This is a genomic window from Candidatus Nanosynbacter featherlites, from assembly GCF_037013405.1.
Classification (GTDB): Bacteria; Patescibacteriota; Saccharimonadia; order Saccharimonadales; family Saccharimonadaceae; genus Nanosynbacter; species Nanosynbacter featherlites_B.
Genome location: NZ_CP146064.1, coordinates 631,689 through 644,535 on the forward strand (window position 1 = coordinate 631,689; position 12,847 = coordinate 644,535).

Annotated in this window: 11 protein-coding genes and 3 tRNA genes; 5 read left to right on the top strand and 9 right to left on the bottom strand. The window is 48.7% G+C overall.

Annotation, left to right across the window (positions count from 1 at the left end; all coding sequences use genetic code 11):
- Positions 1–13 precede the first annotated feature (13 nt).
- Positions 14–1,033, bottom strand: coding sequence for a UDP-N-acetylmuramate dehydrogenase (gene murB / locus V4210_RS03410; RefSeq protein WP_338520635.1), 1,020 nt, complete (start codon positions 1,031–1,033; stop codon positions 14–16).
- A 77-nt stretch (positions 1,034–1,110) separates the two neighbouring features.
- On the opposite strand from murB, the gene V4210_RS03415 reads away from it, so the two are divergent.
- Positions 1,111–1,187, top strand: a tRNA-Arg gene (locus V4210_RS03415).
- Positions 1,188–1,231: 44 nt separating this feature from the next.
- Positions 1,232–1,308, top strand: a tRNA-Arg gene (locus V4210_RS03420).
- Between the two features lie 59 nt (positions 1,309–1,367).
- On the opposite strand, the gene V4210_RS03425 is transcribed toward V4210_RS03420, so the two are convergent.
- Positions 1,368–3,794: an AAA family ATPase gene (locus V4210_RS03425; RefSeq protein ID WP_338520636.1), complete on the bottom strand. Its 2,427-nt coding sequence runs from the start codon at positions 3,792–3,794 to the stop codon at positions 1,368–1,370.
- The gene (locus V4210_RS03430; RefSeq protein ID WP_338520637.1) at positions 3,791–4,165 is read right to left on the bottom strand and encodes a hypothetical protein; all 375 of its coding nucleotides are present in this window, start codon (positions 4,163–4,165) and stop codon (positions 3,791–3,793) included. Before V4210_RS03430 ends, V4210_RS03425 begins: the two co-directional genes overlap by 4 nt.
- A gap of 48 nt (positions 4,166–4,213) precedes the next feature.
- On the opposite strand from V4210_RS03430, the gene V4210_RS03435 reads away from it, so the two are divergent.
- Both V4210_RS03435 and V4210_RS03440 read left to right on the top strand, forming a co-directional pair.
- Positions 4,214–5,476, top strand: coding sequence for a MurT ligase domain-containing protein (locus tag V4210_RS03435; protein WP_338520638.1), 1,263 nt, complete (start codon positions 4,214–4,216; stop codon positions 5,474–5,476).
- Positions 5,473–6,198 carry a type 1 glutamine amidotransferase gene (locus tag V4210_RS03440; protein WP_338520639.1) on the top strand — a complete coding sequence of 242 codons (726 nt, stop codon included), beginning with the start codon at positions 5,473–5,475 and terminating at the stop codon, positions 6,196–6,198. The genes V4210_RS03435 and V4210_RS03440 overlap by 4 nt, the downstream gene beginning before the upstream one ends.
- Before the next feature lie 95 nt (positions 6,199–6,293).
- On the opposite strand, the gene V4210_RS03445 is transcribed toward V4210_RS03440, so the two are convergent.
- From V4210_RS03445 to tsaE, 6 genes are all read right to left on the bottom strand, one after another.
- Positions 6,294–6,370, bottom strand: a tRNA-Pro gene (locus V4210_RS03445).
- 86 nt (positions 6,371–6,456) lie between these two features.
- Positions 6,457–7,641: a 2,3-bisphosphoglycerate-dependent phosphoglycerate mutase gene (locus V4210_RS03450; protein WP_338520640.1), complete on the bottom strand. Its 1,185-nt coding sequence runs from the start codon at positions 7,639–7,641 to the stop codon at positions 6,457–6,459.
- A gap of 11 nt (positions 7,642–7,652) precedes the next feature.
- Positions 7,653–9,143 carry a ribonuclease Y gene (rny, locus tag V4210_RS03455; RefSeq protein WP_338520641.1) on the bottom strand — a complete coding sequence of 497 codons (1,491 nt, stop codon included), beginning with the start codon at positions 9,141–9,143 and terminating at the stop codon, positions 7,653–7,655.
- Between the two features lie 173 nt (positions 9,144–9,316).
- A complete protein-coding gene (locus V4210_RS03460; protein WP_338520642.1) occupies positions 9,317–10,126 on the bottom strand; it encodes a hypothetical protein in 810 nt (269 codons plus the stop codon).
- A gap of 25 nt (positions 10,127–10,151) precedes the next feature.
- Positions 10,152–10,538, bottom strand: a complete 387-nt coding sequence (tsaB, locus tag V4210_RS03465; protein WP_338520643.1) for a tRNA (adenosine(37)-N6)-threonylcarbamoyltransferase complex dimerization subunit type 1 TsaB — start codon at positions 10,536–10,538, stop codon at positions 10,152–10,154.
- A gap of 1 nt (position 10,539) precedes the next feature.
- Positions 10,540–11,007 (bottom strand): tRNA (adenosine(37)-N6)-threonylcarbamoyltransferase complex ATPase subunit type 1 TsaE, encoded by a 468-nt coding sequence (gene tsaE / locus V4210_RS03470; protein ID WP_338520644.1) that lies wholly within the window; start codon positions 11,005–11,007, stop codon positions 10,540–10,542.
- A gap of 58 nt (positions 11,008–11,065) precedes the next feature.
- Here tsaE and V4210_RS03475 point away from each other — a divergent pair, with 58 nt between their 5' ends.
- The gene (locus V4210_RS03475) at positions 11,066–12,844 is read left to right on the top strand and encodes a GspE/PulE family protein (RefSeq protein ID WP_338520645.1); all 1,779 of its coding nucleotides are present in this window, start codon (positions 11,066–11,068) and stop codon (positions 12,842–12,844) included.
- Positions 12,845–12,847: the final 3 nt, after the last annotated feature.

Below are 12,847 nucleotides of genomic sequence, written 5' to 3' on the forward strand. Positions count from 1 at the left end.
CGTCAGTGCAAGCCTATAATTCTAATGGCTCTTGCTCAATGCGGACGTGAAATTGATCATACACTGCCTGGATGATGGCTTGGCGAGCAGATTCGAGGTCATGATAGGTTGCGGCATGAGGATTGGTCAGTACTAACGCGTTTTTGTCATGAATTTTCATGTTGTGAAGCTCTTTGCCGCGGAAGCCCGCTTGATCGATCAGCCAACCAGTCGGAATTTTATAAGTCCCATCTGGCATAGCGTAGTTTGGCACATCAGGGTGAGTTTGACGAATCGCATCCAGCATCTCTTGACTGACCATGGCATTCTTAAAGAATGAGCCGCTGTTAGGCGTCACGGTTGGATCAGGCAGTTTGTCGTGCCGAATGGCAATCACTGCCTGACGGATGGCTGCTGGGGTGTAATCGGTGATGTGATGCTCATCGAGATATCGCTGCAAACCAGCGTAAAACGGCGGCTGCGGAGCGCGGCGCGACAAACGAATAGTGATGGCCGTAATGCAGTAGCGACCCATCTGTGAGCCACGGAAAATACTGTGGCGGTAAGAAAAATGACACGCCTCAGCAGGCAACACAACCATGGCGTCTGTAGCTGAATCATACGCCTCAACTTCTACCAGGGTATCTGCTATCTCCTGCCCATAGGCACCAACGTTCTGTACTGGCGCAGCTCCAGCCGTACCAGGGATGGCAGACATTGCCTCAATGCCGCTCAGGCCCATATCCACTGTTCGCGCCACCACTTCGTCCCAAACTTCACCAGCGCCAATTTTGAGCGTTACTGATTCCTCATCTTCTGACATAACCTCAAAGCCCTTGATACGATTGAGTAGCACAACACCCTCAAAACCTTCATCTTTGGCGATCACATTACTGCCACCGCCCAACACAAAAACTGGTAGCCGGCGCGACTGAGCATCGTGATATATCCGTGGAATCTCCTCCACTGCCGTGGCTTCTGTCAAAAAGCGTGCGTTACCACCCACCTGCATGGTGGTGTATTGTTTGAGAGAAATGTCTGTGGAAATATTCATATGGTGATATTATACCACCCTTGATATACGCTGTCATTTTCATCAAATGATAAGTATGGTATAATTTAACTCGGTATGCACCCGTAGCTCAGCGGATTAGAGTACTTGGCTTCGAACCAAGGGGTCGCAGGTTCGAATCCTGCCGGGTGTACCATTTTCGTCATTATCACCTTGAAATCTTTACTGACGAGTTGACACGCCCCGTTAGCTCAACTGGATAGAGCATCGGTTTCCGGTACCGAAGGTTGCAGGTTCGACTCCTGTGCGGGGTACCACGAACGATATTTACACCTCTGTATATATAGGCTACAGAGGTTTTTTGATATCTCACATGCTAACCAATTTGACGGTCGCTCGGGGCTTCACCTACTGCCGCACGAATTTGCTCAGCAGTGATGATAGTTGTACTACCTGGCGTAACTGTGCCTGCCAACAGCTGCTTGGCAACAGTATTTTCGACAGCGCGCTGCACTACGCGGCGCATGGGTCGCGCACCAAGGCGTGGGTCGTATCCAGCATCAACGAGCAGCTGTTTTCCTTCGGGCTCAACGGCAACTTGAATTTTCTGAGGCTCCAGCGTACGGTTAACTCCCGCCAAAATCAAGTCGATAACTTGCAATAGTTCAGCTTTGCCTAGCGGGCGGAATAGGACAATTTCATCAAATCGGTTCAGAAACTCGGGGCGGAACAAATTGGCGTTGATTAGTTCATTGATAAAGGTTTGTTCAAATTGTTCTAGCTGATAGCCACGCTCGATGTATTCACGGATGCGGTCAGCACCAGCATTTGACGTAGCGATGACAATGCAATCGCGAAAACTCACTTCTCGGTTTTTCTCATCACGCAAAATACCTTCGTCAAGCAGCTGCAACAACGTCGTCAGCACTTGCGGGTGCGCCTTTTCTATCTCATCAAGCAACACTACTGAAAACGGCGCTTTTTGTACCTGAGCTGTCAAGCTCAGCGGATCATTAGCTCCGTCCGCGATCAAACGAGCCACGTCTTCAGCACGAACAAATTCGTTTAGGTCCAGTCGCACCAAATTACCCTCGCCCCCAAAGTATACTTCTGCCAAGGCTTTTGACAACTCAGTTTTACCAACACCAGTTGGCCCCAAAAACAGGAAAGTACCGATGGGGCGATCAAGATTTCTCACGCCAGCGCGCGCTCGACGGATGGCGTCGGACACCACCGAAACGGCACGTGATTGGTTGATCATGCGCTGGTGAATCAATGACTCAAGATTTAACAACTTTTCACGTTCATCGCCGCCAGAGGCCGCAGCGATCTTGATGCCCATGGTTTTTTCCGCCGCATCATCCACTGACTGCGCGGTGATGAGACCACCTTTGGAGATGCTGGCGGTTGATTCCAATACTTTCAGCGCTCGCCCTGGCATAGCCAAATCTTGGACGTAGCGATCACCAACTCGATACGCTTCATTGAGCGCCTGCAACATGTACGTCACGCTAAATTGATGTTCAAAGGAAATCAATTGGTCGCGCATAATTTTCATGGTTTCAGCACGATCCGTCGGCTGGACTGCTAGCGTATTTAACGCATGAGCCAGCTGGGTGTTACGTTGAGAAATTTGCAAAAATCGCTGCTGATCCAGAGACAGAATAATACGCAGGCGACCAGCTTCCAAAACGGGCAATAGCAAATTGCTCATATCCACCGAACCGACACCCTCTTCAAAAAACAGCTGGGCATTTTCCAAACACAAGATAACATTTTTTGAGGCAAACGCTTCATTGAGCAGTCTCGTTACTAACTGCTCCAACTCACCACGACCGCCAGCTACAGAAATCAACGCTGACGCATCCAGCAAGAAGACTTGCTGATATAGCAAATTGGACGGCACTTCCTTATGTCCATCGATTAGCATTTCTGCAAATGCCGCAATGAGCGTACTCTTACCGACACCATCTGGACCAACCAAAGCGACATTTTGACGACCACCTGTATTGAAAATCTGTAGCATTTGATCCAACACATCAGTGTGTGCATCCAAACGCGTCATGATCGTCCCGCCCGACACTTGCTGACTCAGGTTTTGGGCAAATCGACTGAGTAGCGGCGTATAGCCAAACGACCAATCCCGCGCTATACCGCCAGTGCGCAGCGGTTTTTCTTTGAAATCTTCAACCAGCGCTTTCAGTCGCTCATACCAGCGAATTCCCTCCAATACGTCCTGAAAATCAAGCTTCAAACTTGCCAAAATCGCGTCGTGGCTCGGGAACACTTTCACAATAGCCGCAGCCACAACTGCACCAGTCACTTTGGGACTATTGGTCTCCTGCCAGATGTCAAGTGCTGCTTGCCAGATGGCGTCGGTCATCCGTGGATCATCGGACGCAATATTACTCAGGAAGTTTGGCGTCAGCCCAAGGCGCACTGCCAAAAATTGACCAGCCCGAGTTTTTGAAATAGCCAGCACCAGCTCTTGTGGCGTTGGATTTTTACTCAATTGACCCAGCAGATCAGCAGCCATAACATCATCAAGCGTCGTCGGATGCTTACTCATCTCAGCAGTTTTGAGGTCGCCCTGCCACCAAATAGTCAACATGACAAACGGACCGCTCATCCCCACCAAAAGCCAACCAACTGGCCCGTGATGTATCACTGACCAACAGCCCAGCAAAATCATCGCCAGGCTACACAGACCAAGCAGCAAATGCCACACGTCACCAAACCGAACAGAAAATCGTGCTTTTTGTGACCGATGACTACCATAGCGAATTACCGGCTCAATATTCATGACGCCACCCCCATTTGCCAAAAGATTATGCCAATTAGTGGTGCCAGTGGCAGCAGCAGCCAGGCCGCAATGATCAACACGCTCCAGAGTAGTCGAACTAGCAAGCAAACAAGTCCGACCGCAATCAAGATTGTTCGTAAAAATGCTCCAAACATCCTGGAGAACGATCTATCAAGAAACGCTCGAAATTGCTCTGGTAATCCACCTTGGACTACACCAGCAGATATTTGCCGAAATGGATTGAATAAGGTTTTCAGCAGCAAACCAATTGAGAAAAAATCAACTGTTTTTAATAGACCGACATAGACTTGTCGTACGTGTTTGTAAAACCCAGTACCATACCACCACTGAAATATTCCCACCAAAAACATACCATCAGTATATCACGAATCGGGCGGTTGGTGCTATAATATCTCTATATGATTCGACACATGATAACAACCGCTATCGGCAAAGCTGTTCGCGGCGGCATGAGATTACGCGGTGGTGGCTCGGCTCTACCTGGACTGGTGGTAGAAAAAATCGACTCAGGCTTCATCCCTCGCGCCCTACAAGATTTACCCTACGGCGTGGTCGTAGTGTCAGGAACCAACGGCAAAACCACGACAACAAAAATTGTCGTAGAGCTGTTGGAAGCGGCAGGCCTCAAAGTCTTCACTAACCGCACTGGTAGTAATTTCTCTCGTGGTGTGGCGGCAGCACTGTTGGGCGAGGTCAACCGGCGAGGCAAATTGGACGCTGATATCGCAGTCCTAGAACTGGATGAGGCCTGGGCTGTTAAATTTGTGCAACAGGTGCAGCCAAAATATTCGCTGCTACTCAACGTCATGCGTGACCAGCTGGACCGATTTGGCGAGATAGACACGGCAGCCGGTTTTTTGGAAAAAATTGCGGCAGCCACCACCGAACGTGTAGTTTTGAATCGTGACGATCCACGGGTCTTTCGCATCCATGAAAAAACCTCGGCAGCAGCAACCTATTTTGGTTTAACGACTGACCTGTTGCGACTGATGCCGACCGATGATTCCCTGAAGACTGGTGATGCTGTAGCCAATGAATCGGTACCTGCAGAAGTGGTACTCACAGCTGTAGCGGAACAAGGCGCTGAGTTCTTGATAGATGGCACACGTCACAGAACTGAGGTCGCGCTTAGTGGTGTATATAACCTGTTGAATGCGGCGGCGGCCTTGGCGCTCGTTCGAGCCATCGTGCCAGAAGCACCAATTCCTGTCTTACTGGAGGCATTGTCAAAAGTCAAACCAGCGTTCGGTCGCGGTGAGACCATCACCTATAACGGTACGTCCATTGATTTACTATTAGTGAAAAATCCCAGCGGCTTTCGACTCAGTCTCCTGTCATTTGGTAAGCGACAACGCCAGACTATGATCGCCATCAATGATAATTATGCTGACGGTCGCGACATGAGTTGGCTGTGGGATGTTGATTTTTCTGTGCTGGAAGATGTCAGCGTCGTTAGCGGTGTTCGAGCCTATGACATGGCACTGCGGCTAAGTTATGACGAAGTGGCCGTTGGTACTGTCGAACAGGATTTGGCAAAAGCGCTGGATGAATTTTTGGCACACGAGCCGACGGAGCCAAAACAGATTTTTTGTAGCTATACTGCCATGACCACCCTACGGCGATTACTCAGCGAAAAAACAGATGTGGAGGATATCTCATGACAACGATCACCATCATCCAATTATACCCTAAGGACATGAATCTCTACGGCGACTGGGGCAATACCTTGGTGCTCAAAAAAAGGCTGGAGTGGCGAGGCTTTCGTGTCGAAATCATCGACCACAACCCAGGAGATGCGACTGACTTCTCGACCGGAGATATTTTTGTAGGCGGCGGCGGACAAGACGCTGGGCAATTAGCCATCCAAGATGATTTACTGTCACGCGGCGAGGAGCTAAAAAACCTGGCTAGCAACGGCGTTCCCATGTTACTCATCTGTGGGATGTATCAGTTGTTTGGACGACAATTTGTCACCAATGACGGTTCTGTCATCCGCGGCATTGGCGTACTGCCCGTGGAAACGACTGCCGGAGAGGAACGACTCATCGGCAATATCACCCTGGAGAGCGAACAGTTTGGCACAATCGTTGGCTATGAAAATCACAGCGGTCAGACATTTTTGGACGACACAGTTCAGCCACTGGGCAAGGTAGTCCGTGGTGCTGGCAATAATACCACTGACGGCACCGAAGGAGTTCGGTTCAATAACGTCATAGCAACCTACTTGCACGGATCGTTATTGCCGAAAAATCCAACGATCGCTGATTTTTTGATAGCCAAAGCTTTGGAACGCCGCGGTATATCTGCCGAAGACCTCAAACCACTTGAGGTTGATACTCTGGCGCAGACAGCGCAACAGGTTGCAGCTGAACGACCTCGATAAGCAGCCGCGATATCTACCAAGATTAGTCTTTAGCTGTTATGCCAATTGAAAAATCCACGCCATAATTCCATGACGTGGATCTGATATTACTTCGATGGTCGGGGTGAAAGGACTCGAACCTTCGACCTCACGGTCCCAAACCGCGCGCGCTAGCCAACTGCGCCACACCCCGAAATGAGGTAACTACCTGCAAGGTATTGTAGCACATTGGCGCAGTAAAAGCTAGTCTTGTTGTAGCTATAATTGTATAGCTGGCGCCTACGCTTTGGTCGGTGATATATCGACTGAACGCTCAGCCTTGTCAACTGGCAACGCGTGGTCATGATCAAAGCTATAGACTAAGATTTTGCCAAACGGCATTTCTAAGTCTGCGACCTTATCGTCTGGAATTTGGTCAAGGTATTTGACCAAGGCGCGGATGGAATTACCATGCGCCACCAGTAGAACATTTTCACCGTCCTGCAGTCGTGGCAATATCTCGGTCTCAAAGTACGGCACAACTCGTGCATACACGTCTTTCAAGGTTTCGCCGTCTGGTACTGGATAGTCCCAACCGCGACGAATGCCATTGAATGCCTCTTCACCAATCTGATCTTTGACTTCCCACTTGTCACTACCTGTCAATGTACCATAGTCGCGCTCGTTGAGTTCTGCTGCATGAATGGTTGGTAATGTGGTAATTTCTGCGCCTTTAAGCAACGCGTCAAGTGTCTGATGAGTGCGCTTCAAGGCAGAAGTATAGGCCACGTCAAAAGTTGTGTCTTTCAATAGCTGACCAAGCCGCACCGTGTCCGAGATACCTTTTTCTGTCAAGCCAACGTCTGTCAGTCCGGTCCATTTGCCCTGCAAATTCCACTCGCTTTCGCCGTGGCGGGTGATGAATAGTCGTCCAGAAGCACCCTTGCGCACCGGCGTATCACTACTACTGCTTTCATCGCCACCAGTTGTGGAGAATACGATTGTTTCAGTATCAGCATTGTCATCATCAGCAATGGCGGTTTCAAAATACCCCGACTGGTCGTGAGCCCACGCCTTCAATGACCATGGTAACGGCAATTCACCTTTCAGCACTTCCTGTTTGCTGATAAATCGCCACTCTTCGATCTCTGGATCGTGTGGACTGATGGCCTTGACTTGTGACTCTTTGATGGACGCTGTAAAGATGAATTGGTAGGTAATAAATCCGTCACCCATGCGCTGCGCCACACCCATCAACGACACGTCGCTTGGATTGATGACGATGCCAACTTCATCCTTTACTTCCCGTAGCGCTGCCACTAGTGGTGATTCTTCAGTGTCAACCATGCCGCCCGGTAACGCCCAATACGTCTTGTAGTTTGCCTTAACGATCAAAGCTCGACCCTCAACATCCTCCAACAGGACAGCAGCGCCAGACGGTCGAGCGTCCAAGCTTTCAAGCCATTGACGTCGTTCTGCTCTCATAAACCCATCCATTATTTTGCAAACTCCACTGCCCGCGTTTCGCGGATAACATTAACTTTGATAGTACCTGGATATTGCATAGTTGATTCAATCTTAGTGGCAATATCACGCGACAACTTGATGGCGCTCAAGTCATCAATCTTTTCTGGCTTGACAATCACCCGCACTTCTCGCCCGGCAGAAATTGCATAGGCCTTGTCGATGCCCTCAAAGCTGGTGGCTACGTTTTCCAAGTCGCGCATACGTTCAGCAAAGTTTTCCGCTGAGATGTTACGTGCGCCTGGCCGTGCTGCTGAAGCAGCGTCTACCACACGAACCACCAACGCTTCTGGTGTTGTCGCTTCAATATCATCATGGTGCGCCTCAATAGCGTGAGCAATTCGCTCGTCCATGCCATATTTACGCGCCAATTCTGCCGCAATGTGGTGATGCTTACCTTCAATCTTGTGCGTCACTGCCTTACCAGAGTCGTGCAGCAATGTTGCAATCTTTGATATACGAACATCAGCGCCAATTTCCTCGGCAATCATCCCCGCCATCTGCGCCATCTCAGTAGAATGCTTCAGCACGTTCTGACCATAGGAGGTTCGGAATTTCAATTCACCCAACAGGCGTAGCATTTCCTTTGGAATACCAACAACACCCGCTTCACGCATGGCATCTTCACCAGCCTGCTTGACTTCTTTGTCAATCTGTTTTTGCGCCTTGGCAACAACTTCCTCGATGCGCGCTGGATGAATGCGTCCATCTTTCATCAGCATCTCCAAGCTCAAACGCGCAACCTGGCGACGAACTGGGTCAAAGCTCGACAACACCACCATACCTGGTGTGTCGTCCACCAAAATGTCGACACCCGTGGCACGTTGTAATGCCTGGATATTGCGACCCTCCTTACCAATGATGCGACCCTTCATCTCGTCATCAGCCAGCTTCACTGCCGTCACGGTACGCTCAGCCGTTACTTCGCTACTCATTCGCTCCATGGCGGTGAGCAAAATAGTCTGAGCTCGCTCTTCAGCATCGTCCATGGCCTCGTGCTGCAATTTTGCAACCAATTTGGTGAGGTCGTCACGAATGTCACGCTCAGTCATCTGCATCAATTTTTCGGCTGCATCTTTCTTTTTCAGGCCAGCAATTTTTTCCAATTTTTCCTGCTGACGAGTACGAATTTGCCGAATCTCATTTTTCAAATCATCGATCTCATCTTCGTGCGCCCGCAATTTTTCTGACCGACGATCTAGCTCTTCAAGCTTATTGTCAAGCGCCTTTTCACGATCTGCCAAACGATTTTCCGTTTTTTGCCACTCTCGACGACGCTCATTCTCAATTTTCAGCGCCTCATCTTTTGCCTTAAGAACGATGTCACTCGCTTTGGTTTTTGCATTCGCCAAATCTTTATCAATTTGCGACTTTGCTTGTGAACGGCGTACTGTTTGATATCCATAAAGCGCGCCCGCGCCTAAACTGGCCCCAACAAGTGCGCCAATGACAATTCCTGCCATACTTCAGTATTCCTTTCCGACCGACTGCCCCTGAGTATTCGCCTCAAGGAAACATATCAACAGCCAATCAATTTCAAACTATCTAATCCGGCGAACCGCATCCTACAAATCGCCGTAATTTAATTATACACGGTTTCTGGAGTTTTGACACGGAAAGCACGCAATGTCTATAATTACTTGCTTTTTACGAAAAATATAAGGCCAGCAATAACAAATAACACCCAAATCATAGAGGTAAAGAAGTAATCAAATGGTATGAGTATAAACCACACTATATCACTGGCATACAATGCTAAAGAACTCACAATAACAACGGTAATAATCTTTCCGACCAACATTATCGGCAGAATCGCCAATAACGTAAGACCAATCTTGCGATATTTTTTTGCACGTTCAGCCACCCCCTTATTAACTTCACTGCTCTTCCGAGGCTTATCATATATCCAGACCAGCTTGTCTTTACATGTCAGTAAATACCACAGATACATTGATCCAGCCGCAGATATCCAAGCTGCTATTCCATAAGAATGTTTCACGGTCATCAATACATCATGAACAATGACACACAACGTATTCATTACTTCACTACGTTTGCATCCATAAACCAGATAGCAAAAACCTAATACTCTGAAGACAATAGACATCAGCAGAGGTAAGGCTGTTACATACACTGCGATAATTCTTTGACGATACCTATCAACTCGACGATTCTCCTTAGCAGCCCAAACGCTCTGAGCCGCAAGATTAATACCAAATACAAACAGCATAAAGCCAAGCCCCGCCGTGTTATCACGGCTAGTATCGCCATTTGAGTTAACAAGTCCCAATAAGAACATATCGGCTGCATACAACATTATCCCTAGACTACCAATAAAAATAGCCGCTTCTGCCGCGCTGTTCGGCTGCGGAGTGCTCGTCTTTACAGTTTTTGCGGTTTTCTTGCGTTTTAGAGGTTGTTTTGGTTTCATGGCACGCTCTGTCATGCCGTAAATTATACCATAGCCGTCATTATTTTCGTGGCGCAGTGATGTGAGCCGCAGCACCATATTCTGGCAGGACGATTTTCTCGTCTCCACCAGAGCGTAATTTTTCTAACGCTCGTTCCTGCCAGTTTTCGCCCGTCGCGCCAACAATTGGCACCTGCAAACCATCCGCCAGCGTATTGGCCACTGTCAGTCCAATCCTCAACCCAGTAAAGCTTCCCGGCCCTTTCATCACACCAATACCAGTCAACGCGTGAATGTCGGTATTTTGTTTGGCCAAGCTGTCTCTGAGAAAGCCCAATAGTCCTTTGGCCAACGTGCGGTCAGCCTGCCATTCATACGACACTGCGCCTTCTTGACTGACAAGTGTTACGTAACAAACTGGGGTTGATGTATCAAGTAGTAATAACATTTCATCTCCTCTCAAAAAACTCATCAACAGCACTAAGTAGCCGTTCGGAACGAACACCATTAGCAGTAACCTCCAACTGTCGCTCTGTTTCAGTTGTAGCGGTAACCGTGATTATCAATCGGTCACTCGGCAGCACTTCATTAACCGCGCCTGCCCATTCAATAACTGTGATGGTTGAGCCGTCTTGCATAATTTCAGAAATTTCATCGCCCATGATACCGGCTTCACCCAGGCGGTAAAAATCATAGTGACAAAGGCGCAGTCCATCGCGCGCATCATATACGCGCGAAATGGTAAATGTCGGACTTTGAATTGGTTCGGTAATTGCCAACCCTTCCGCCAGACCTTTAGCAAGCGTAGTCTTACCAGCGCCCACATCGCCGATCAGCTCTATCACTTCACCGCCAGCCAGCGCCTGACCAATCGCCCGCCCCAGTGCTTTCATCTCCGTTTCATCATATATCTTCACACTTTTAGTATATCATTGTTTTTTCAATTCAACTGGTCTATACTAAAGCATAAGTAATATGAGAATCTCAGATAATACGATTGAGAAAATTCTGAAACAGGGTGGGATCTTAACAGAATCACAGCTTGCTGATTTAAAGACGACCGCCGAACGTTCCAAGCGCACCCTGCAAGAGACCATCATTGAGGACAAGGTGCTAGAAGAGCGCGAATTAGCCAAATTGGTCGGTGATTATATCGGGACGCCGTTTGTAGAAATTGAGCCAAAAGATATTCCTGATGAGGTCCTAAAGCGCATCCCAGAGCATATCGCCCGGCAGTACAATGTCGTGCTGTTTGCAGTTGATGAAGATGGTGCACCGATGCTAGCTATGGAAGATCCTGACGATGTGCAGGCTCTCAATTTTATCCAAAAAGAAATCGGCTATAACCTGCGCGTGTTCTTGGCGACGAAAAGTAATATTTTGGATTGTTTGGAAAATTACCGCGGTGATGTGAACGACGAACTTGATGAAGTCATTGCCATCCAGAGAGATGATAGCGACGCCGAAAATGCCAAAGAGGAAGAATTTGCTGAAGATTCACCAATTGCGCAGACTGTCAACCTGCTGCTCGAGTACGCTATCAAATCACACGCTTCCGACATCCACATTGAGCCACGCGAAGAATTTGTCCAGGTGCGATACCGCATCGATGGTGTCTTGAGAGAAGTGAACAAGCTGCCCCATAATGTCCTGGGTGCGCTGGTCAGCCGTATCAAAATTTTGTCAAATTTGAAAATCGACGAACGCCGTGTACCGCAAGATGGCCGCTTCAAAATCAAAGTCTCCGGTAAACAATACGCTTTGCGTGTATCGACGCTGCCAATCGCTGACGGTGAAAAAATCGTCATGCGTGTGTTGGATGAATCAAACCAGGCTATTTCCCTAGAAAAATTGGGCTATTGGGGGCTGTCTTTGGCTACCATCAAAAACGCCATGGCACAACCAAACGGTATGATTCTAGTGACCGGACCAACTGGTTCGGGAAAATCAACTTCCCTGTTTAGTGTGTTGTCAGAACTCAACACTCCTGACGTTAATATTTCAACCATTGAAGACCCGGTCGAGTACAAAATCCCTGGAGTCAACCAAACCCAGACCAATGCCAAAGCCGGCATGACCTTTGCTTCAGGACTGCGCGCATTGCTCCGTCAAGACCCGAACATCATCATGGTTGGAGAGATCCGTGACGGTGAAACTGCCAACCTCGGCGTGCAAGCAGCGCTAACCGGGCACCTAGTGTTCTCAACCCTCCACACCAACAACGCAGCCACCTGTTTGCCGCGTTTGCTCGACATGGATATTGAGCCGTTTTTGATCGCCAGCACCGTCAAAGCTGTCATCGGTCAGCGACTCGTCAGACGCTTGTGTCAATCCTGTCGCCAGGCCTACACCCCCAGCCAAGAAGAACTAAATTATATCACCCAAATGTTCAACATCACGCCAGAGTCAATGCCGCACCTACACGAGCTTGAAGAGCAGGCCGCCTCAGAGAGTATTGGCGGCGATACACCAATGGGCACGACAGACGCAACCATCGTTCAGTTGTGGAAGCCATCGCCGGAAGGCTGTGACGAATGTGGGCACAATGGCTTCAAGGGTCGCGTTGGTATTTACGAAGTGTTGGGTATTTCTGTGGCCATTCAAAAGATGATCACTGCAAATGCCACCAGCAATGATATTCAGGAACAAGCGATTAGCGAAGGTATGATTACCATGCAGATGGATGGATTGATCAAATCATTCCGCGGCGTCACAACCATTGAGGAAATTTTACGTGCAACGAGGGAGCAATAACAC